At 54.0% G+C, this 21,173-nt stretch carries 14 protein-coding genes, 4 tRNA genes and 3 pseudogenes; 3 read left to right on the forward strand and 18 right to left on the reverse strand.

Annotated features, from left to right (window positions below; all coding sequences use genetic code 11):
* Nucleotides 1-29: 29 nt before the first annotated feature.
* The 18 genes and pseudogenes from rpsG to MUN79_RS00500 all read right to left on the reverse strand — a co-directional run bounded on the left by rpsG (nucleotide 30) and on the right by MUN79_RS00500 (nucleotide 18,822).
* The gene (gene rpsG / locus MUN79_RS00415) at nucleotides 30-497 is read right to left on the reverse strand and encodes a 30S ribosomal protein S7 (protein WP_100337277.1); all 468 of its coding nucleotides are present in this window, start codon (nucleotides 495-497) and stop codon (nucleotides 30-32) included.
* 84 nt (nucleotides 498-581) lie between these two features.
* Entirely contained in the window at nucleotides 582-1,010 is a 429-nt protein-coding gene (rpsL, locus tag MUN79_RS00420) for a 30S ribosomal protein S12 (RefSeq protein WP_100337276.1), read from the reverse strand.
* 428 nt (nucleotides 1,011-1,438) lie between these two features.
* Nucleotides 1,439-1,770, reverse strand: a pseudogene (locus tag MUN79_RS00425) (DUF3467 domain-containing protein).
* 12 nt (nucleotides 1,771-1,782) lie between these two features.
* Entirely contained in the window at nucleotides 1,783-2,196 is a 414-nt protein-coding gene (locus MUN79_RS00430) for a hypothetical protein (RefSeq protein ID WP_244675878.1), read from the reverse strand.
* A 98-nt stretch (nucleotides 2,197-2,294) separates the two neighbouring features.
* The gene (rpoC, locus tag MUN79_RS00435) at nucleotides 2,295-6,641 is read right to left on the reverse strand and encodes a DNA-directed RNA polymerase subunit beta' (protein WP_244675879.1); all 4,347 of its coding nucleotides are present in this window, start codon (nucleotides 6,639-6,641) and stop codon (nucleotides 2,295-2,297) included.
* A 355-nt stretch (nucleotides 6,642-6,996) separates the two neighbouring features.
* Nucleotides 6,997-10,886: pseudogene (gene rpoB / locus MUN79_RS00440) on the reverse strand (DNA-directed RNA polymerase subunit beta).
* A 204-nt stretch (nucleotides 10,887-11,090) separates the two neighbouring features.
* Nucleotides 11,091-11,471, reverse strand: coding sequence for a 50S ribosomal protein L7/L12 (gene rplL / locus MUN79_RS00445; protein WP_244675880.1), 381 nt, complete (start codon nucleotides 11,469-11,471; stop codon nucleotides 11,091-11,093).
* Nucleotides 11,472-11,535: 64 nt separating this feature from the next.
* Nucleotides 11,536-12,090 carry a 50S ribosomal protein L10 gene (gene rplJ, locus MUN79_RS00450; RefSeq protein ID WP_135395070.1) on the reverse strand — a complete coding sequence of 185 codons (555 nt, stop codon included), beginning with the start codon at nucleotides 12,088-12,090 and terminating at the stop codon, nucleotides 11,536-11,538.
* A gap of 17 nt (nucleotides 12,091-12,107) precedes the next feature.
* Nucleotides 12,108-12,803 carry a 50S ribosomal protein L1 gene (gene rplA, locus MUN79_RS00455; protein ID WP_135395071.1) on the reverse strand — a complete coding sequence of 232 codons (696 nt, stop codon included), beginning with the start codon at nucleotides 12,801-12,803 and terminating at the stop codon, nucleotides 12,108-12,110.
* Nucleotides 12,804-12,824: 21 nt separating this feature from the next.
* Nucleotides 12,825-13,268, reverse strand: a complete 444-nt coding sequence (gene rplK / locus MUN79_RS00460; RefSeq protein WP_100337268.1) for a 50S ribosomal protein L11 — start codon at nucleotides 13,266-13,268, stop codon at nucleotides 12,825-12,827.
* A gap of 188 nt (nucleotides 13,269-13,456) precedes the next feature.
* Nucleotides 13,457-14,017 carry a transcription termination/antitermination protein NusG gene (gene nusG, locus MUN79_RS00465; RefSeq protein ID WP_226181917.1) on the reverse strand — a complete coding sequence of 187 codons (561 nt, stop codon included), beginning with the start codon at nucleotides 14,015-14,017 and terminating at the stop codon, nucleotides 13,457-13,459.
* 15 nt (nucleotides 14,018-14,032) lie between these two features.
* Complete coding sequence (gene secE, locus MUN79_RS00470; protein ID WP_100337266.1) at nucleotides 14,033-14,227, reverse strand: preprotein translocase subunit SecE; 195 nt, start codon at nucleotides 14,225-14,227, stop codon at nucleotides 14,033-14,035.
* Nucleotides 14,228-14,279: 52 nt separating this feature from the next.
* Nucleotides 14,280-14,350, reverse strand: a tRNA-Trp gene (locus tag MUN79_RS00475).
* Between the two features lie 127 nt (nucleotides 14,351-14,477).
* A pseudogene (gene tuf, locus MUN79_RS00480) lies at nucleotides 14,478-15,663 on the reverse strand (elongation factor Tu).
* Nucleotides 15,664-15,832: 169 nt separating this feature from the next.
* A tRNA-Thr gene (locus MUN79_RS00485) sits at nucleotides 15,833-15,904 on the reverse strand.
* Nucleotides 15,905-15,933: 29 nt separating this feature from the next.
* Nucleotides 15,934-16,006, reverse strand: a tRNA-Gly gene (locus MUN79_RS00490).
* Nucleotides 16,007-16,076: 70 nt separating this feature from the next.
* Nucleotides 16,077-16,157: transfer RNA gene (locus MUN79_RS00495), tRNA-Tyr, on the reverse strand.
* Between the two features lie 250 nt (nucleotides 16,158-16,407).
* The gene (locus tag MUN79_RS00500) at nucleotides 16,408-18,822 is read right to left on the reverse strand and encodes a M1 family aminopeptidase (RefSeq protein ID WP_244675881.1); all 2,415 of its coding nucleotides are present in this window, start codon (nucleotides 18,820-18,822) and stop codon (nucleotides 16,408-16,410) included.
* 274 nt (nucleotides 18,823-19,096) lie between these two features.
* Here MUN79_RS00500 and MUN79_RS00505 point away from each other — a divergent pair, with 274 nt between their 5' ends.
* The 3 genes from MUN79_RS00505 (at nucleotide 19,097) to frr (ending at nucleotide 21,149) form a co-directional block, all read left to right on the forward strand.
* Nucleotides 19,097-19,600 carry an acyl-CoA carboxylase biotin carboxyl carrier protein subunit gene (locus tag MUN79_RS00505; protein ID WP_244675882.1) on the forward strand — a complete coding sequence of 168 codons (504 nt, stop codon included), beginning with the start codon at nucleotides 19,097-19,099 and terminating at the stop codon, nucleotides 19,598-19,600.
* A 107-nt stretch (nucleotides 19,601-19,707) separates the two neighbouring features.
* Nucleotides 19,708-20,493 (forward strand): UMP kinase, encoded by a 786-nt coding sequence (gene pyrH, locus MUN79_RS00510; protein ID WP_244675883.1) that lies wholly within the window; start codon nucleotides 19,708-19,710, stop codon nucleotides 20,491-20,493.
* Nucleotides 20,494-20,585: 92 nt separating this feature from the next.
* The gene (frr, locus tag MUN79_RS00515) at nucleotides 20,586-21,149 is read left to right on the forward strand and encodes a ribosome recycling factor (protein ID WP_244675884.1); all 564 of its coding nucleotides are present in this window, start codon (nucleotides 20,586-20,588) and stop codon (nucleotides 21,147-21,149) included.
* Nucleotides 21,150-21,173: the final 24 nt, after the last annotated feature.

Here is a 21,173-nt window from a genome sequence, read left to right on the forward strand (position 1 = left end):
TAAGACCCTAGAGTGCCTAATAACGATTGTTAGAAGCGGAAGTGCGAGAAGGCCTTGTTGGCTTCAGCCATGCGGTGGGTGTCGTCCTTCTTCTTAACGGAAGCACCTTCACCTTTAGCAGCGGCAATGATTTCGCCAGCCAGCTTGTCCTTCATGGTTTTCTCACCACGACGACGAGCGTACTGAATCATCCACTTAGCACCTACCGAGATACGACGGTCGGGGCGAACTTCGATCGGCACCTGGAAGGTAGCACCACCTACGCGGCGGCTCTTCACTTCTACGGTCGGCATCACGTTGTTCAGGGCCTTACGCCACATTTCCAGGCCGTTTTCCTTGGTGCGCTGCTCAACCAGTTCGCAGGCATCGTAGAAAATGGTGTAGGCCAGGTTCTTCTTTCCGTCATACATCATGTAGTTGACGAAACGAGTTACCAAGGTCTCCTTGTACTTAGGATCGGGAAGCAGGATGCGCTTCTTTGGTTTTGACTTTCTCATGAGTTTAGAAATGAGGGTGAGTAGCGGGAAGTGGGATAAGAACCATGTGCTATCCAGCACTGCGCGCTACCACACTCGTATCAATTACTTTTTCTTGCCGGGTGCTGGTTTGCCGCCTTTGCCCGTAGCAGCAGGCTGACCTGGCTTGGGACGCTTGGCGCCATACTTCGAGCGACGCTGGGTACGGCCGTTTACACCGGCGGTGTCCAGAGCGCCACGGATGATGTGGTAACGCACACCGGGAAGGTCTTTCACACGGCCACCACGGATCAGCACGATGCTGTGCTCCTGCAGGTTGTGGCCTTCACCAGGGATGTAGGCGTTAACTTCTTTGCCGTTGGTGAGGCGCACACGGGCTACTTTACGCATAGCCGAGTTCGGCTTCTTAGGCGTGGTGGTGTACACCCGGGTGCAAACGCCACGGCGCTGCGGGCACGAGTCAAGAGCCGGCGACTTTGACTTCGTCGTCAGCTTCTCGCGGCCTTTTCGTACTAATTGGTTAATGGTAGGCATCTACGGAATGGTTTGTCAAGGAGGGTTCTCTCCCAAAAAATTAGGCTTGCAAAGGTATAAAAGTTGCTTCGAAATAGCAAACAGGTTGAAATAGTTTGTTTTAGGAACACATAGAAGAGCTTGCTAAGTGTCCCAAACTGTCTATTCCGGTTAAATACCTGCATGAAAAAAGCCTTACGGATAAGTCCATAAGGCTTTTTAGCATTGAATACGTTCGATCTAGGGTCTTGATAAGCATATGTCTCTCCATTGTACCACCAAGACCTATGGGGTAACTGGGCATGTGGAGCTACTTGAGCTAATTGCGCGAATGTTTTATCGTACAACCTGCCTTTGACAGTTCACTCAGCTTACTTTTTGTATTCAACAAAGGAGCGGCTTCTATCTTCCCGATAAAAGCCGCTCCTTACACTGTATTATTTCGAGGTCTAAGCCTCTCCCATCGTGCCACCGAAACCCAGGGGTAGCTGGGCATGTCGTTTTGCTGCTTGATCGGGCCAAAGGTCTGCTCAAATCGCTCCACATTATCAGCCAAGGCCGACAGCAGCCGCTTGGCGTGCTCGGGCGTCACGATAATACGGGCCTTCACCTTGGCTTTGGGCACACCGGGCATCAGGCGAATGAAGTCGATGACAAACTCGCTGCTGCTGTGCGCTATCATGGCCAGGTTAGCATACTCGCCTTCGGCAATGGCCTCGGAGAGTTCAATGTTGATGGCGTTGGGGTCCTGAGGTCCGGGAATTTCCTGGGGTTCGTTCATGAGGTGATTGTTTTACTGATTGCCGAAAGTAGACTCGATGAAGTCCATTACTTCAGCTACTGTTACGCTAAATATCCCGGCTTGTCCGGTCAGAAAAGCTTCCCGCCAGATTTCATAGCCTTCCTCAAAGTCAGGAAGCGTATTTGCATGGCGCACTACATGAGTTACGCTGGCAGTTAAAGCTTCTTCCGAAAAAGGCAGGTGGGACGCCGTAGTACCGGGCTTCCCGCTTGGGTTAGGCGTCTTTAGCCTTAACCCATCCACGTATACATGCACGGCAACATCGGCACCATGCTGCAATTCCACTTTGACAACAGTCAACAAAGAATCGGTTTCGGTCGGCCTTGTGTGATACTCCCAAACTTGCCCAACCTGAAACCGGGAAGTAGTAATATCAACTAAAGGAACCGGAGCATCGGCTGCCATACGTAGTAAGTAAGAGGAGGAAGAGTTGCTGCTAAAGCTACTAAAAAGAAAAAGCCGACCGGATTTCTCCGGTCGGCTTCTCCAGTATTCAATTCAGCTTAGTCAGCCGATACTTCACGCTTGGCACGCGAGGCACGGGTCTTCGGCTCGGGAGCGTCCGACTTCGCGGGAGCCGTAACCTCGGGCTCATCTTTCGACCCAACCACCTGACGCGTGTACTCGCGCAGGCCGGTACCGGCCGGGATGAGGTGACCTACGATTACGTTCTCCTTCAGACCCAGCAGTTCGTCAGCCTTGCCACGGATGGCGGCTTCCGACAGCACCTTGGTCGTCTCCTGGAAGGATGCGGCCGAGATGAACGACTGAGTACCCAACGAAGCCTGGGTGATACCCTGCAACGTAGGCCGCGATACGGCCGGCTGAGCTTCCCGCACTTCTACCAGAGCTAGGTCGCGACGACGCAGCGAGGAGTTCTCATCGCGCAGACGACGGGCACTCACGATCTGACCGGGCTTCAGGTTCGTCGAATCGCCGGCATTCGTTACCACCTTCATGTCGATGATGGTATCGTTTTCTTCCATGAAGACGATTTTGTCGATAACCTGGTGCTCCAGGAAGGTCGTGTCGCCGGCATCGAGAATCACAACTTTCTGCATCATCTGGCGAACGACCACCTCGATGTGCTTATCGTTGATTTTCACACCCTGCAAGCGGTATACTTCCTGAATCTCGTTCACGAGGTATTCCTGCACGGCGCCGGGGCCCTGAATGCTCAGGATGTCCGAAGGGGTAATGGCACCATCCGACAGCGGCATGCCGGCGCGGATGAAGTCGTTGTCCTGCACTAGAATGTGCTTGGACAGCGGCACCATGTACTTCTTCTTCACACCGTCTTTCGACTCGACGAAGATTTCGCGGTTACCACGCTTCACAGTACCGTAGGTTACTACACCGTCGATTTCCGACACAACGGCCGGGTTCGATGGGTTACGAGCCTCGAAAAGCTCGGTAACGCGGGGCAGACCACCGGTGATGTCGCGGGTTTTACCCACGGCCCGAGGAATCTTAGCCAGAATGTGACCAGCCTTGATTTTCTCGCCGTTGTCGACGTTGATGTGCGAACCTACCGGGATGCTGTAACCACGCTGCCCTTCCTCGGCGTCCTTCTTCCCAGCCTTCACGATGATGGAGGGGTTCTGGGCCTTGTCGCGGCTTTCGATGATTACTTTCTCGCGGTGACCGGTCTGCTCGTCCGACTCCTCACGGTAAGTGACACCTTCCGTAATAGCGTCGTACTGAACGGTACCATCAAACTCGGCCAAGATAACGGCGTTGTAAGGGTCCCAGTTGTTGAGCTCCTGGCCTTTCTCTACCTCCTGGCCTTCGTTGACCAGCAGGAACGAGCCGTACGGCACGTGGTTCGAGATGTAGACCTTACCGGTGCCTTTCTCCACGATGCGGATTTCGCCCGAACGACCCATTACTACTTTCACCGGCTCGCCTTCGGCGTTTACGGAGTCAACAGTACGGATATCTTCGAACTCAACCACACCGGCGAACTTGGCGCGCAGGCTGGCTTCAACAGCAATGTTAGAAGCCGTACCACCTACGTGGAAGGTACGCAGCGTAAGCTGGGTACCGGGCTCGCCAATTGACTGAGCGGCAATTACGCCTACAGCTTCACCCTTCTGGACCATGCGGCCCGACGACAGGTTACGGCCGTAGCACTTGGCGCAGATACCACGCTTCGATTCGCAGGTCAGTACCGAGCGGATTTCAACCGACTCAATAGCCGTAGCATCGATGCGGCGGGTGATTTCCTCGGTGATTTCCGTACCAGCGGGCAGGATTACCTCGTCCGTCAGCGGGTCCACGATGTCGTGAACGGCCACGCGGCCCAGGATACGCTCAGCCAGGGGCTCTACCACGTCCTCGTTGTCTTTCAACGCAAAGGTTTCGATGCCACGCAGGGTACCGCAGTCGTTTTCGTTTACGATTACGTCCTGCGACACGTCCACCAGACGACGGGTCAGATAGCCGGCGTCAGCCGTCTTCAGAGCCGTATCGGCCAGACCCTTACGGGCACCGTGGGTCGAAATGAAGTACTCGATTACGTCCAGGCCTTCTTTGAAGTTCGACAGAATCGGGTTTTCGATAATCTCACCCACCGAACCCTGCAACGACTTCTGGGGCTTAGCCATCAGACCACGCATACCGCCGAGCTGACGAATCTGCTCACGCGAACCACGGGCGCCGGAGTGCATCATCATGTAAATCGAGTTGAAGCCCTGGTTCTCCTTTTCGAGGCGACCCATGAGGGTTTCAGTGATTTGGTTGTTGATGCGGGTCCAGATGTCGATAACCTGGTTGTAACGCTCGTTGTCGGTAATCAGACCCATCTGGTAGTTCTGAGTAACGGCCTTCACGTCGTTCTGCGCTTGCAGAACCAGGGCATCTTTCTCTTTCGGAATTTGGATGTCGCCCAGACCCATCGACAGACCTCCTTTGTAAGCCGACTGGAAACCCAGCGTCTTGATGTCGTCGAGGAACTGTGCGGTGCGGGCCATGCCAGTCCGCTTGAACACCATCGAAATGATCTGCTGCAGCTTTTTCTTGGTCAGCAGCTCATCTACGAAGCCTACTTCGGTCGGCACGAGCTGGTTGAACAGCACGCGGCCGGCTACGGTCTCGATGATCTTCGTTACGAGGTTATCTTCCTCGTCGCGAACCTGCGTGCGCACCTTGATATAGGCGTGCTTCGACAGTTGACCTTCGTTCAGGGCAATTACAACTTCCTCATCCGAGTAGAACATACGGCCTTCGCCTTGGATCTTCTCGTCGTCGGTGCTGCGCTTGCCTTTGGTTACATAGTACAGACCCAGAACCATGTCCTGCGACGGTACCGCGATGGGCGCGCCGTTGGCCGGGTTCAGGATATTGTGCGAGGCCAGCATCAGCATGGAGGCTTCAAGGATAGCAGCCGGTCCCAGGGGAACGTGCACAGCCATCTGGTCACCGTCAAAGTCAGCGTTGAAGGCCGTACAAACGAGCGGGTGCAGCTGGATAGCCTTGCCCTCGATGAGGCGGGGCTGGAATGCTTGGATACCCAAGCGGTGCAGGGTTGGAGCCCGGTTCAGGAGCACTGGGTGGCCTTTCAGCACGTTCTCCAGGATGTCCCATACCACGGCGTCCTTGCGGTCCACAATCTTCTTGGCCGACTTCACCGTCTTCACGATACCGCGCTCAATGAGCTTACGGATAATGAAGGGCTTGAACAGCTCGGCCGCCATGTTCTTGGGCAGACCGCACTCGTGCAGCTTTAGCTCAGGACCTACCACGATTACCGAACGACCGGAGTAGTCGACACGCTTACCGAGCAGGTTCTGACGGAAGCGGCCCTGCTTGCCTTTCAGCATATCGGACAGCGACTTCAGGGCACGGTTGCCTTCGGCGCGCACGGCGTTTACCTTACGCGAGTTGTCGAAGAGGGAGTCAACGGCTTCCTGCAGCATGCGCTTCTCGTTCCGCAGAATCACCTCGGGAGCCTTGATTTCGATCAGGCGCTTGAGGCGGTTGTTGCGGATGATAACGCGGCGGTACAGGTCGTTCAAGTCGGAAGTAGCGAAACGGCCACCATCCAACGGCACGAGGGGGCGCAGTTCCGGCGGAATCACCGGCACCATGCGGATGACCATCCACTCGGGCTTGTTCTCGATGCGGGTAGCCGCGTCGCGGAACGCTTCTACTACGCGCAGACGCTTCAACGCCTCAGCCTTACGCTGCTGCGAAGTCTCGTGCGCAGCCGAGTCGCGGAGGCTATAGGAAAGCTCGTCGAGGTTGGTGCGCTCCAGCAACAGCTGCAGAGCATCCGCCCCCATGCGGGCAATGAATTTGTTGGGGTCCTCGTTGGGCAGCATCTGGTTCTCGCGGGGGAGCTTGTCGATGATGTCGAGGTATTCGTCTTCGGTCAGGAAGTCCAGCTGTTGTACGCCTTCTTCGGCAAGTACACCAGGCTGAACAACTACGTACCGCTCGTAATAGATAATTTGGTCGAGCTTCTTGGTGGGCAAGCCCAGCAGGTAGCCGATTTTGTTTGGCAACGACTTGAAGTACCAGATGTGCGCTACGGGCACCACCAGTTCGATGTGGCCCATCCGCTCCCGGCGTACTTTCTTCTCGGTCACCTCCACGCCGCAACGGTCGCAGATGATGCCTTTGTAGCGAATCCGCTTGTACTTACCGCAGTGGCATTCCCAGTCCTTCACGGGACCGAAAATCCGCTCGCAGAACAGGCCGCCCATTTCGGGCTTGTACGTCCGGTAGTTAATGGTCTCCGGCTTCACAACTTCGCCGTTCGACCGCTCCAGAATGGATTCGGGCGAGGCCAGCGAAATAGTGACTTTCGAGAAGTCCTGTACCAGTTTTTTGTTTTTTGCAAACGCCATGTAGTAGAGCTGTTAGCTGTTGGCTTTGTGGCTGCCTTGAATGATCGGCTCTTCTTAAGAGGAGTCCGAAAAACCAAAACAGTTCGACTCTGATAAAAGTGCTCTGCCGGTCGGATAGGTACGCCAGGCAGCAGGTTTCAACAGGTCTAATGGGCAATAGCGCAGGTTTTGGCAAACCTGAACTTGGTGCGGCTAATTACTGTCGGCTGTGAATGTCGCTCTGACCATATCTCGGAACGACGCCGGCGGCAGCTATTCTCGGTTGCCCGAACCGCAGTAAACTTTATGGTATAAAGCCCGAAATAGGAGTTGCCGGTACCGCGGCACCAACAACTCCTAATTTCAATGAGCCTTATTAGTCCAGCGTGATTTCCAGGGCCAGACCGCGCAACTCGTGGATGAGTACGTTGAATGACTCGGGGATATTCGGCTTGGGCAGAACGTCGCCTTTTACAATGGCTTCGTAGGCCTTGGCCCGACCAATCACGTCGTCCGACTTCACGGTCAGGATTTCCTGCAGCACGTTCGACGCACCGAAGGCTTCCAGAGCCCACACTTCCATTTCACCGAAGCGCTGACCACCGAACTGGGCCTTACCACCCAGCGGCTGCTGCGTGATGAGGGAGTACGGTCCGATCGAACGGGCGTGCATCTTGTCGTCGACAAGGTGACCCAGCTTCAGCATGTAGATAACGCCTACGGTTACCGGCTGGTCGAATTGCTGACCGGTCAGACCGTCGTGCAGGTACGAGCGGCCGAAGGTTGGCAGACCAGCTTCCGTCAACTCGCGCGATACTTCCTCTTCGGTAGCACCGTCGAAAATCGGGGTAGCGTAGGTACGGCCCAGCTTCAGGCCAGCCCAGCCCAGTACGGTTTCGTAGATCTGACCGATGTTCATCCGGCTTGGTACACCAAGCGGGTTGAGTACGATGTCCATTGGCGTACCGTCGGCCAGGAAGGGCATATCCTCATCGCGCACGATGCGGGCTACCACACCCTTGTTACCGTGACGACCGGCCATTTTATCACCCACCTTCAGCTTACGCTTCTTGGCGATGTATACTTTGGCCAGCTGTACGATACCGGCGGGCAGCTCATCCCCTACTTCGAGGGTAAACCGGTCACGCTTGAAACGAGCCGTGATGGTGTTACGGCGCTTGGTATAGTTTTTCACCAGTTGCAGCACCATGCCATTCACTTTCTCGTCGGCGGTCCAGTTCTCCAGGATCAGGTCCTTGAACATGTTCACCTCTTCCGGTACGGCGTAGTTGCTCTCATCCTTGTAGGGGTTCTTCTCGGGGAACAGAGCATCAGCAATGTTCTTCTTCCCGAATTTCACACCCTTAGTCAGGATTTCGTCGCCAAACTTGTGCTTCACGCCCTGCGACGTCTTGCCTTCCAGCAACTGCACCAGCTTGTCGATCATCACGGCTTTCACACCGCGGAGCTCCTTCGCATAGGAATCCTTCAGCTCTTCTACTTCCTTCTTCGACTTGGCCCGCAGGTTTTTGTCTTTCTTCGGACGTGAGAACAGCTTGGTGCCGATAACAACACCGTTCAAGGATGGCGGCGCCTTAAGTGAGGCATCTTTCACATCGCCGGCTTTGTCACCAAAGATGGCGCGGAGCAGCTTCTCTTCCGGAGTCGGGTCCGTCTCACCTTTCGGCGTGATTTTACCGATCAGGATGTCACCTTCCTTCACCTCAGCACCCAGACGGATGATACCGTTGTCGTCGAGGTTACGAACAGCTTCTTCGCTTACGTTCGGAATTTCCGACGTCAGCTCTTCCTCGCCGCGCTTGGTTTCGCGCACTTCGAGTTCGAACTCCTCAATGTGAATCGAGGTGAAGATGTCGTCACGCACAACGCGCTCCGAAATAACGATGGCATCCTCGAAATTGTAACCCTGCCAGGGCATAAATGCCACCTGCATGTTACGACCCAGAGCCAACTCACCATTGTTGGTGCCGTAGCCTTCGCACAGCGGCTGACCTTTCGTCACGCGCTGACCGCGCTTCACGATGGGGTCAGGTTGATGCAGGTATCCTGGTTGGTCCGACGGAATTTGATCAGATCATACGAAATCTTCTCAGCGTCGAAGCTTACCAGAATGTCGTCTTCAGTAAGGTCGTACTTAACTACGATCTTATTGGCGTCAACGTAGTCGATAACACCGTCACCTTCGGCAACTACGAGAGCACGCGAGTCAATAGCGGTACGGCCTTCCAAGCCAGTGCCCACGATGGGCGCCTGCGGGCGGAGCAGCGGTACGGCCTGACGTTGCATGTTCGAGCCCATCAGTGCCCGGTTGGCGTCATCGTGCTCCAGGAACGGAATCAGCGAAGCAGCCACCGATACAATCTGGTTCGGCGCTACGTCCATGTAGCTGTATTCGTCGGGACCAACCACGGGGAAGTCACCTTCGAAACGGCCTTTTACCAGCTCGTTGATGAAGTTACCGTTCTCATCGATGCGGGCGTTAGCCTGAGCAATGTGGTGGGTATCTTCCTCTTCGGCGGTCAGGTATTTTACGTTCGAGCTTGTATCCACCTTGCCGCTCTCTACCGTGCGGTAGGGCGTTTCGATGAAGCCCATCGAGTTCACCCGGGCGTGCACGCACAGCGACGAAATCAGACCAATGTTTGGTCCTTCCGGCGTTTCGATGGTGCAGAGGCGGCCGTAGTGCGTGTAGTGAACGTCACGTACTTCGAAACCGGCCCGCTCGCGCGACAGACCTCCCGGCCCCAGTGCCGATACGCGACGCTTGTGCGTCACCTCGGCCAACGGGTTGGTCTGGTCCATGAACTGCGACAACTGGTTGGTGCCGAAGAACGAGTTGATTACCGACGACAGCGTCCGGGCGTTGATCAGGTCAACCGGCTTGAAGTCCTCGTTGTCCCGCACGTTCATGCGCTCCTTGATGGTACGAGCCATACGAGCCAGGCCTACGCCAAACTGGGCGTAGAGCTGCTCCCCTACGGTCCGTACCCGACGGTTTGACAAGTGGTCAATGTCGTCGACTACAGCCTTCGAGTTAATCAGGCCGATCAGGTACTTCACGATCAGGACGATGTCCTCATTAGTGAGTACCCGAGCTTCCCAGTTCTTGTCGAGGCCCAGCTTCTTATTGATACGGTAGCGGCCTACGTCACCGAGGTCGTAGCGCTTATCCGAGAAAAACAGCTTCTGGATGATGTCACGGGCAGTTTCTTCGTCGGGAGCTTCCGTATTACGGAGCTGACGGTAGATTTGCTCAACAGCTTCCTTCTCCGAGTTGGAGTTGTCTTTCTGCAGCGTGTTGTAAATAATTGCGAAGTCTGCAATGTTCACGTTCTCGCGGTGCAGAATAACCGACTTGGCACCAGCATTCAGGATGGTGTCGATGTCGTCTTCCTCGATGGTGGAGTCACGCTCCAGGAGTACCTCGTTGCGGTCGATAGATACTACTTCACCGGTATCCTCGTCCACGAAGTCTTCCGTCCAAGTGCGCAGCACCCGAGCAGCCAGCTTACGGCCGACGGCTTTCTTCAAAGCCTTCTTCTCAGCCTTCACCTCCTCCGACAAACCGAACAGGTCCAGAATGTCTTTGTCGGTGCCGTAGCCAATGGCGCGCAGTAGCGTGGTAACCGGGAATTTCTTCTTCCGGTCGATGTAGGCGTACATCACGTTGTTCACGTCCGTGGCAAATTCAATCCACGAACCTTTGAACGGAATGATACGGGCCGAATACAGCTTGGTGCCGTTGGTGTGCTTGCTCTGGGCAAAGAACACACCGGGTGAGCGGTGCAGCTGTGAAACGATAACCCGCTCGGCACCGTTAATAACGAACGAGCCTTTTTCGGTCATGTACGGGATGTTGCCCAAAAACACTTCCTGCTCAATCGTTTCGAAATCCTCGTTGTCCGTATCATTACAGATCAGGCGCAACTTGGCTTTCAGCGGAACCGAATACGTCAGGCCACGGTCAATACACTCGTCAACCGAATACTTCGGCGGATCGACGTGGTAGTCCATGAACTGCAGTACGAAGTTCTCGCGGGAGTCCGAGATGGGGAAGTTCTCGGCGAATACCTTAAACAGGCCTTCGTCGGTGCGGCTTTCGGCCGCCGTCTCCAACTGGAAGAAATCCATGAACGAGCGAACCTGCACGTCCAGGAAATCCGGATACTCGATAACTTTCTTAATCTTGGCGAAATTGATTCGCTCGTCGGCTTTCTGCAAAGCCTGTGCTTTCGGTGTAGCCAATGCGTTGAAGGTTAAAAATGGACACTGAAGCGTACTAAACTATCGGCAAACCCTGCCGCGCCCTCGTCCGTTACCCGTAGGCACAAAAAGCCGCAATGCGGCGTCTGGGGGCAATCTGGTAAAGCTTGTAGCCTACAAACAGGAAAAGACCTGGCTTAGTTGCCAGGCCTATCCATGTTTCTAAGAGAAAAAGCGCGGAGCAGCTTACTTAACTTCTACTTCAGCACCGGCTTCTTCCAGTTGCTTCTTCAACGAATCAGCTTCGTCTTTAGCAACACCTTCTTTCAGGGCCTTGGGAGCACCGTCAACCAGTTCTTTGGCTTCTTTCAGGCCCAGACCGGTCAGGTCTTTCACCAGCTTAACTACTGCCAGCTTGCTAGCGCCAGCCGACTTCAGGATTACGTCGAATGCCGTCTTCTCCTCGGGAGCGTCAGCAGCAGCGCCACCGCCACCACCTTGCATCATTACGGGAGCAGCAGCAGCAGGCTCAATGCCATACTCGTCCTTCAGGATAGTAGCCAGTTCGTTTACTTCTTTCACCGTCAGGTTAACGAGCTGCTCAGCGAATGCTTTCAAATCTGCCATTTCTGTAGATTGTTAAAAAAAGAGGGTTGTTGAATTTGATTTAGGAGGAAAAAGGTAGGGGCAATTAAGCAGCCGCCTCTTCTTTTTCGGAAAGCGTCTTGAGGATGCCGGCCAGCTTGTTGCCACCGCTCGACAGAGCGCTGATAACGTTCTTGGCAGGCGACTGGAGCAAACCGATAACTTCACCGATAAGCTCGTTTTTGCCTTTCAGCGTGCTCAGCGTCTCGAGCTGATTAGCACCCAGATAGATGCTAGCATCGATGTAAGCACCCTTCAGAGCAGGCTTGGGCTCTACGTTTTTGCCGTAGTTCTGAGCCTTATAGAAGTCCTTCAGCAGTTTGCCGGGAGCGTTGCCAGCCTCTTTCGAGAATAGTACACCCGACTGGCTTTTCAGCGCTGCGTCCAGTTCTGCCGTGTCAGTGCCCAACGTATCGAGCGCCTTACGGATTAGCGTGTTTTTATACACTTTGAACTCCAGGCCACGGTTGAAGCACAACCGGCGGAATTCGTTGATTTTCGCCACCGACATTCCCGAAGCATCGGTAATGTAGAACGCGTTGTGCGATTGAAACTTTTCGCTCAACTCGTCGACGAGGGCTTGTTTTTCTTCCCGGGTCATATCGTCTTGATTGTGAATTAAGCGGAAGTAACCGTGGTGTCAACCGGAACGGCGGGGCTCATCGTGCTGCTCAGCGTGATGCTCTTGATGTAAGTGCCTTTGGCCGACGAAGGCTTCAAACGCTGAAGCGTCTGGATTACTTCGATGGCGTTTTCAGCCAGCTTCTGGTCATCAAAAGACACTTTGCCGATGCTGGTGTGAATGATACCGGTTTTGTCAACTTTGAAGTCGATTTTACCAGCCTTCACTTCCTGCACTGCCTTAGCCACGTCGGTCGTTACCGTACCCGACTTGGGGTTTGGCATCAGACCACGGGGACCAAGTACGCGGCCCAGGCGACCTACTTTAGCCATTACCGACGGCATCGTGATAATCACGTCGATGTCGGTCCAGCCTTTCTCAATTTTCGAGATGTAGTCGTCCAAGCCTACGAAATCAGCGCCGGCAGCGGTAGCTTCGGCCTCCTTGTCGGGAGTAACCAGAGCCAGAACGCGTACGGTTTTGCCGGTACCGTGGGGCAGCGTGGCGACGCCACGAACCATCTGGTCGGCTTTGCGGGGGTCAACGCCCAGACGTACGTCGATGTCAACGGAAGCGTCAAATTTGGTGTAGGTAATGTCCTTCACCACTTTGGCTGCCTCAACAAGGTTGCGTACCTGCGTCAGGTCGTGTTTGGCAAGGGCTTCCTTGCGCTTTTTGCTAACTTGTGCCATCAGTTTTCTTCTCCTTTAAAGTTATTCAGCAAAGGGAGAATCGCCCTTGATGGTAATACCCATGCTGCGGGCCGTACCTGCCACTTGCTTCATGGCCGACTCCACCTGGAAGGCGTTCAAGTCGGGCATTTTCACTTCGGCGATGGTGCGGATTTGGTCCCACGTAACCGAACCTACCTTGTTCCGGTTAGGCTCTTTCGAACCACCCTGGAGCTTGGCAGCTTCCAGCAGCATCACTGGTGCTGGAGGGGTCTTCACCACGAAGTCAAACGACTTGTCGGTGTACATGGTGATCAATACGGGACATACTTGGCCGGCCTTATCCTGGGTGCGAGCATTGAACTGCTTGCAGAATTCCATGATGTTAAGGCCTTTGCTACCAAGTGCAGGTCCAACCGGCGGCGAGGGGTTCGCAGCGCCTCCCTTTATCTGAAGCTTCAGATAACCTCTAATTTCTTTGGCCATTGGTTTGAAAGGCTTCGGGCTGTATGTCGTAACACAAGCAACCCTCCGTTTTATTTTATGTGTGCTCTAGTGGAAGCCCCGCCGGCTCAGAGCGAATAACCGACGACGTTCTTTGCAGAAGTTAGATCAGAGAGCGTAGAAAAAGGAGGAGTCTCCTACTTCTACGCTCTCGTCTTTTACTAACTGACTTATGATTCTTTCTCGACCTGGGTGTAGCTCAGCTCCATGGGCGTGCTACGGCCGAATATTTTCACAATTACGTTGAGCTTTTTCCGCTCTTCGAACACCTCCGAAACGTTGCCCGAGAAGCCGCTAAAGGCTCCATCGACTACTTTCACCAGCTCGCCTACTACAAAAGGCGTTTCGAGGCTGGCCGTTTCTTCTTCGGCTTCGTCAACAATGCCTAGAATCCGGTTTACTTCGGACAGGCGCAGCGGAATCGGCTTGGTGTTGGTGCTCTTGCCTTCTTTGTCGCTCAGGAAACCAATTACCCCTGGTGTGCTGGTGATAATGTGGTCAACTTCGCCGTGGGTCAGGTCAGCGTGGATCAGGATGTAACCGGGGAAGAAGTTCCGCTCCCGAACGCGCTTCTTACCATTGCGCATTTCGTAAACCTTCTCGGCCGGAATCAATACTTGAGGGACTAGCTCCGAAAGGCCATGACGGCCAATCTCGGTTTCCAAGTACTGCTTGGCCTTTTTCTCCTGTCCGCTAACCGAGCGAACCACGTACCACTTCAACTCTCCCATCTCTACTGAATTCGATTAACGGAACGAGTTGTAAAACGCTTCGAGGCTTTTATTGAACACCACGTCCATAATGCCTACAACAGCGGCAAACACGAGCGAACCGATGAGCACCAGACCGGCACTCTTCTGCAGTTCCTCAAAAGAAGACCACGTTACCTTGTAACGCATCTCCTCCGTGGTATCGCGGAAATATTTCGTCAGCTTGCTCATGGTGCCGGTTTTGGCTTTAACTACTGCGGTTACTTCTCCGTAACCAATCTTGCACGGGCGGAGAGATTCGAACTCCCATCAAAGGTTTTGGAGACCTCTATTCTACCCTTGAACTACGCCCGTGGATGCGTCCCTTTCTCAGTAAAGCCGGATTGGGACTGCAAATGTACTGAACTCTTTATACAAAACAAATCCGCCCCTGAAAAAATCAGAGGCGGATTGTATTGATTTACTGGATTTCCAGCAGAAACTAGTCGAGGATTTCAGTTACCTGACCGGCACCTACTGTACGGCCACCTTCGCGGATAGCGAAACGCAGACCTTTCTCCATTGCCACCTTGTTGATCAGCTCAACCTGGATGGTGATGTTGTCACCGGGCATTACCATTTCAACACCTTCTGGGAGGGTGATGATGCCAGTAACGTCCGTGGTACGCAGGTAGAACTGTGGACGGTAGTTGTTGAAGAAGGGCGTGTGACGGCCACCTTCTTCTTTCGACAGTACGTACACCTCAGCTTTGAACTTCTGGTGAGGAGTTACCGAACCGGGCTTGCAGATAACCATACCACGACGGATGGCTTCTTTTTCAATACCACGGAGCAGCAGACCTACGTTGTCGCCAGCTTCGCCACGGTCGAGGATCTTGCGGAACATCTCAACACCGGTTACGGTCGACTTCAGACCTTCAGCACCCATGCCGAGGATGTCAACCTGCTCACCCGAGTTGATGATACCACGCTCGATACGGCCAGTAGCTACCGTACCACGACCCGTGATAGAGAATACGTCCTCTACGGGCATCAGGAAGGGCAGGTCGGTCAGACGGGCAGGAATCGGAATGAACGAGTCAACAGCGTCCATCAGTTCTTCGATCTTGGGAACCCAAGTAGCGTCGCCATTCAGGCCGCCCAGAGCCGAACCCTGGATAACGGGAATGTTGTCGCCGTCGAAGTCGTAGAACGAGAGCAGTTCACGGATTTCCATTTCCACCAGCTCGAGCAGCTCGGGTCATCCACCATGTCCACTTTGTTCATGAACACTACCAGCTGAGGTACACCTACCTGGCGAGCCAGTAGGATGTGCTCACGCGTCTGGGCATTGGGCCGTCGGTAGCAGCTACTACGAGGATAGCACCGTCCATCTGGGCAGCACCCGTTACCATGTTCTTCACATAGTCAGCGTGACCAGGGCAGTCAACGTGAGCGTAGTGACGGTTTTCGGTCGAGTATTCTACGTGAGCGGTGTTGATGGTGATACCACGCTCTTTTTCTTCGGGAGCATTGTCAATCGAAGAGAAGTCACGCTTAGCAGCCAAACCTTTGTTCGCCAGTACCGTGGTGATAGCAGCAGTCAGGGTGGTTTTGCCGTGGTCGACGTGCCCGATCGTACCGATGTTCACGTGCGGCTTGGAACGATCAAAATTTTCTTTGGCCATTGTAAAGAGATTAAGAGGAGATTTTGTGGGGATGAGAGTAAAACGCGACTGAGCTATACTACAAGAAAGCGAAACGCAGCTCCACCTAGGGCCTGCACGTCGCTTTACCTGTTTGACAGATCCAAACAGTGCAGTCGCGCTGCTCCGTCGGTATTTGTAATGTAATGTGAGCCATTTATGGGATTTGAACCCATGACCTCTTCCTTACCAAGGAAGTGCTCTACCACTGAGCTAAAACGGCTTATGTATTGTACTCGGGATTTACTTTAGAGCGGGAGACGAGGTTCGAACCCGCGACCTGCAGCTTGGAAGGCTGCCGCTCTACCAACTGAGCTACTCCCGCGTTTGTGAGCTTCAGAGTAGAGGTCCGACGATTTAAGTTCATCGAACCTCTACTCTAATATTTCACTTACTGTGGGGTAACAGGACTCGAACCTATGAACCCGAAGGAGGTGAGTTACAGTCACCCGCAATTGCCGCTATGCGATACCCCCAGTTAGTTTTTCAGCACCATTTGCGCTGAGTGTTTTTCCTTTGAACCGTGACCTAGAAGTGGGGTGGTTGCTAAAGGAGTTGCAAAATTAGGCACTTTCTGATGCAAGTCAAGTCCTCCGCCAAAAATCGTTGTAATATTTTTCTGGGGACAGGGCTGCTTTTTGGTGCTACGTGAAGCTAAGCCTCTGATTTGGGAGGAGTAAGCTTAGAGCATATCCAACCCAAATCAGGCAAAAAATTTATTAAAATTTATTGAAGCAGGCTATAAAAGGCCTTTAACTGACTGTCTTTTTCCTTGGCTTTAATATCCTGCAGGATGGGCTTGAGACTAGGAGTACTAGCCACAAGTGTATTTAAAGCACGGTAGGCGCCAAGTTTCACAGCATAGTTGCGGTGAGTACGGGCCAACGTTTCGAGCTTTTGAATACCCTTCTCTCGCTCAATCGGTGGGATACGGGTCATGAGAGTGCCGAAGTTCTGCAGGTAGTTATACAGGTCTTCTTCGGGTACATCATTCAGACGGCGCAGAAACCAGGGATAGTGGTCGAGGTTGCCGTTGAGAGAATAGTAGTTGGCTAAAGCGCTAAGGACCGTTGTGCTACTAGTTTCCTGCAATGCATTGATTCGGTCCCGGGTACCAACGGTAGGAGCTTTGGTAAGCGCATTTATAGCAGCACTAGCCACGAGGTAAGAACTGTCGTTGAGTGCTACGCTGTACACGTCGCCGAAGTCTTCATTTGGGAAAGTAGAGAGGGTCCCTAGTGCCGTAGCGCGCACCTGGCTTTTCACGTCGCCGGCGGCTACTCGCTTGATGTCTTTACGAACGGCATTGCCTTCGGGGCCTTTGTATTTACGCAGAGCCTCGAGAGCGGCATTACGCACGGCCCAAAAATTATCATTTAGCGCATTGCGCAGGAGTCCGCTCACGGCCAGGTCCCCTACTTTGCTACGCAGCCCATCAATAGCCTCATACTTCTGCAGGTAATTGCGGGCATTGTAGTACTGGAACATCAGCTCATCCTGAGTGCGCTCCTCCTGCACTTTGGCTAGCAGCTGGCCTTCGGAATCAAACTTGACCAGATTGGGACGCTGTGGGGCAGCCCACTGGAAGGTTTGGTCGGCTTTGGTGATAACAACTCGCGTATCGGTAGCCTGCTTGTTGATCCAGGTAGTAACCGTGACGGGAAGGCGGTAGATAGGCGTAAAGGTGGAGTCTTGCACCTGCTGCACCCGCATAGTCACCTGCCCATTGGCATAGGAGTGCGTGATGCGTAGCTCAGGATGGCCCCGCTGCATAAACCACTGGTCGAAGAACCACATCAGGTCTTCACCGGTCGTTTCCTCGAAGGCAATGCGCAGCTTGGCTATTTCCGAAGCCGAGAATTTGTTGGTCGTCAGATACCGGTTGAGTGAGGCAAAGAATGCTTCGTCGCCTACGTACTTGCGCAGCATGTGCAGCACCCGGCCACCTTTGTCGTACGAGTGCCGGTCGAACATGTCCTCTTGCTCGGCATAGCGGTAGCGAATCAGAGGCTCCCGCTTGCTTTCGGCTTCACTCAGGTATTGGGTAAGCTTTTCCTGCTGCACTAGCTCGGCAGCGTCAGCCCCATACTTAAACTCAGCCCACAACAGCTCCGAGTAGTCGGCAAAGGCTTCGTTCAGGGGCAGGTTGGCCCATGACTCGGCCGTAACATAGTCGCCGAACCACTGGTGAAACAGCTCGTGGGCAATGGTACCCTCGGTGATATAGGTTTTGTCGAGCTGCTCCCGGGGCGTCAGTTGGGTCCATTCCTGGCGAATGGTGGTAGCGGAGGTATTTTCCATAGCTCCCGACACAAAGTCGCGGATAGATACCTGCGCGTACTTTTCCCAGGGATAGTCTACGCCGAGCTTCTTGGAGAAGAAGTCCAGCATGGCCGGGGTGTTTCCGAAGATGGTCTTGGCCGTACCTTGGAACTTGGGCTCCACATAGTAGTCCACAGCCTTACCACGCCAGGTATCATTGACGACGGCAAAGTCGCCCACGGCCATCATGGTCAGGTAAGGGGCCGCGGGCAGGCTCTGCTTCCACACATCGGTGCGGGTGCCATCGGCGTTTTTCTTGGAGGAAATCATCAACCCATTAGACAGCGTCTTGTACTGAGCGTCCACGGTCATGGCAATTTCCTGGGTCATGCGCTGATTGGGCTTGTCGATGGTCGGAAACCAGCAGGAGTTGGCTTCCGTCTCACCCTGAGTCCAGATCTGCTTGGGCTTATTCTTATCGGTGCCAAGCGGGTTGATAAAGTACAGGCCCTTATTGCTGGTAATAGCCGCGCTGCCTCCTTGTTCCAGCTCGTTCGGCTTAGCCGTGTAGCTGATGCGAATCTGGTAGGACTCGGTGCGGGAATACGGCCGGTCAAGCGTGACGGTGATTTTGCGCTTGTCGTAGGTATAGTTCAGGTTTTTCTCCTTGCCGCCGGCCAGCAGGCGCACACTTTTGATGTCGAAGCCTTTGGCATCAAGCACAACCTGGCTTTGAGGAAAAAAATGTGGGCGTAAGGTGAGGGAAGCCGTACCCAGCAGCCATTGCTTGGCCCAATCGAACCGCACATCGAGCTTGGTATCCAGCAAGTCGGTTACGATGGTAGCAGCAGGCTGCACCGGATTGGTGGGGGCAGCCAAGAAGGCACGATGATGGTACTCGTAGCGGATTCCGTAGCTGGCAGTTCGGCAGCAGGCGTAGCTTTCTTACGTACGGCGGGCTTTTCCGAAGAAGGCTTCGCCGATTTAGCAGTCTGCGCCGGAGCTGTCAGATGGCACGTAAGGACCAGGCCAAGAATGCCGAGGACCGAATATTTCATGCAGAGTGGCAATAGGGGTAAGTGGGCTAAAGTTCCGAAAATATTTCAGATTTGGCCTATCTTTAAGCCCTTTTCCGCCCATCTGCCCCCTCTCTATGCTACAGGTAAGCACCGGTTCCAACCAGACCTGGGATGTTGATTATCGTCCCAACGGCTCCACACTAGTTAACGGTGAGCCGTTTAGTTGGGACCTGGTTTCGCTCGGAAATGGCCACTACCACCTGCTGCACGAAGGCCGCTCGTATTCAGCGGAAGTTATCAGCACCGATTATACAGCCAAAACTTTCGTGCTTAAGCTCAACGGCAAGCTCATCGAACTCCAGGCAAAAGACCGGTTCGATTTGCTGCTCGACAAGCTCGGAATGAGCAATGCCGCGGCCAGTAAGGTGAATGAACTCAAAGCGCCCATGCCCGGCCTGATAGTCGCCATTCGGGTAGAAGCCGGCCAACAAGTGAAGAAGGGCGACCCGCTCCTCGTATTGGAAGCCATGAAAATGGAAAACATCCTCAAAGCACCCGGCGACGGAACAGTAGGCGCCATCAAGGTCGGCCTGCGCGACAATGTCACCAAAGGCCAGGTGCTCATTCAATTCAGCTAAGTCTTTAACCTGTTCCTCGTTTGCCAGTATACCGGCTTGAGGCCTAACTCCTCCCCTGGCGGGCTGCTTTAAAACGACTAACATATTCACGCTTAACCCCCCACCCTTTGAAGTACAACCGAATTCTGCTAAAACTGAGCGGTGAGGCCCTGATGGGCCAGCAGCAATATGGCATCGATGCGGTCCGCCTGATGCAATACGCCGAGGAAATCAAGACTGCCGCCGCTACTGGTACGCAGGTGGCCGTCGTCATTGGCGGGGGCAACATCTTCCGCGGTGTGCAGGCTGAGGCGTTTGGTCTCGACCGGGTGCAGGGCGATTATATGGGTATGCTGGCCACGGTTATCAACTCGATGGCCCTGCAGAGCGCCCTGGAGAAGCTTAACGTAAATACCCGTCTGCTTTCAGGCGTTACGATTCAGCGGGTGTGTGAGCCCTATATCCGCCGCCGGGCGCTGCGCCACCTCGAAAAAGGCCGGGTTGTCATCTTTGGCGCCGGCATCGGCTCCCCCTACTTCACGACTGACTCGGCAGCTTCCCTACGAGCCATTGAGATTGAAGCAGACGTGGTGCTGAAAGGTACCCGCGTGGATGGCATCTACACGGCAGATCCGGAGAAAGACCCCACCGCGACCCGCTATCCGGAAATTACCTTCGACGAGGTAATGGAAAAGAACCTCAACGTGATGGACATGACGGCTTTCACGCTGTGCAAGGAAAACAACCTGCCCATCATCGTATTCGATATGAACAAGCCCGGTAACCTGCAGCGCCTCATTGATGGTGAAACAGTCGGTACCCGGGTGTCGATGAACGGCTCGGAAACGCCCAAGACCGATGCTAAGTCTAGCGTTCTGCAGCCTTCCCTGACTTCTCCCACGGAGCAGGCCTAAGAAATTCTGGATTCCGGGCGCTGAATCAAGCAATTTGTTGTTAAAGCCCAGGCATTCATATCATTCAAACTTCAACATTCAACCTTTTAAAAGTGGACGAAGAAATTCAGTTTTACCTCAGCGATGCCGAAGAGTCGATGGCCAAGTCGCTGCAGCACACCAGCCTCGAGATGAGTCGAATCCGGGCGGGTAAAGCCTCGCCCGCCATGCTGGATGGCCTGCGAGTGGATTACTATGGAACCCCGACGCCGGTTAGCCAAGTAGCGAATATCTCTACGCCTGATGCCCGCACCATCTTCATCAAGCCCTGGGAAAAGAACATTATTTCCGAGGTAGCCAAGGCCATCAAGAACAGCGACCTGGGTTTGAACCCACAGTCGGATGCTGAAGGAGTACGCCTGAACATCCCGCCCATGACGGAAGAGCGGCGCCGTGACCTGGTAAAGCAAGCCAAAACCGAAGCTGAATCGGGCAAAGTTCGTATCCGCGGTATCCGTAAGGACGTGAACGAAGCCTTGCGCAAGCTGCTGAAAGACGGCGCTGCGGAAGACTCGATTAAAGACGCCGAAGCCAAGGTGCAGAAAGCCACGGATTCCTACATCAGCAAAGTAGACGACCTGCTGAGCAAGAAGGAATCGGAAATCATGACCATCTGATTCTGGTTCTTACCGAGCATAAAA

Origin of the sequence: Hymenobacter cellulosilyticus (assembly GCF_022919215.1) — a bacterium.
Lineage (GTDB): Bacteria > Bacteroidota > Bacteroidia > Cytophagales > Hymenobacteraceae > Hymenobacter > Hymenobacter cellulosilyticus.

Coding starts and splice junctions, on each gene's coding strand:
- rpsG (WP_100337277.1), bottom strand. CDS start 497: ATGAGAAAGTCAAAACCAAAGAAGCGCATCCTGCTTCCCGATCCTAAG.
- rpsL (WP_100337276.1), bottom strand. CDS start 1,010: ATGCCTACCATTAACCAATTAGTACGAAAAGGCCGCGAGAAGCTGACG.
- MUN79_RS00430 (WP_244675878.1), bottom strand. CDS start 2,196: ATGGCAGCCGATGCTCCGGTTCCTTTAGTTGATATTACTACTTCCCGG.
- rpoC (WP_244675879.1), bottom strand. CDS start 6,641: ATGGCGTTTGCAAAAAACAAAAAACTGGTACAGGACTTCTCGAAAGTC.
- rplL (WP_244675880.1), bottom strand. CDS start 11,471: ATGGCAGATTTGAAAGCATTCGCTGAGCAGCTCGTTAACCTGACGGTG.
- rplJ (WP_135395070.1), bottom strand. CDS start 12,090: ATGACCCGGGAAGAAAAACAAGCCCTCGTCGACGAGTTGAGCGAAAAG.
- rplA (WP_135395071.1), bottom strand. CDS start 12,803: ATGGCACAAGTTAGCAAAAAGCGCAAGGAAGCCCTTGCCAAACACGAC.
- rplK (WP_100337268.1), bottom strand. CDS start 13,268: ATGGCCAAAGAAATTAGAGGTTATCTGAAGCTTCAGATAAAGGGAGGC.
- nusG (WP_226181917.1), bottom strand. CDS start 14,017: ATGGGAGAGTTGAAGTGGTACGTGGTTCGCTCGGTTAGCGGACAGGAG.
- secE (WP_100337266.1), bottom strand. CDS start 14,227: ATGAGCAAGCTGACGAAATATTTCCGCGATACCACGGAGGAGATGCGT.
- MUN79_RS00505 (WP_244675882.1), top strand. CDS start 19,097: ATGCTACAGGTAAGCACCGGTTCCAACCAGACCTGGGATGTTGATTAT.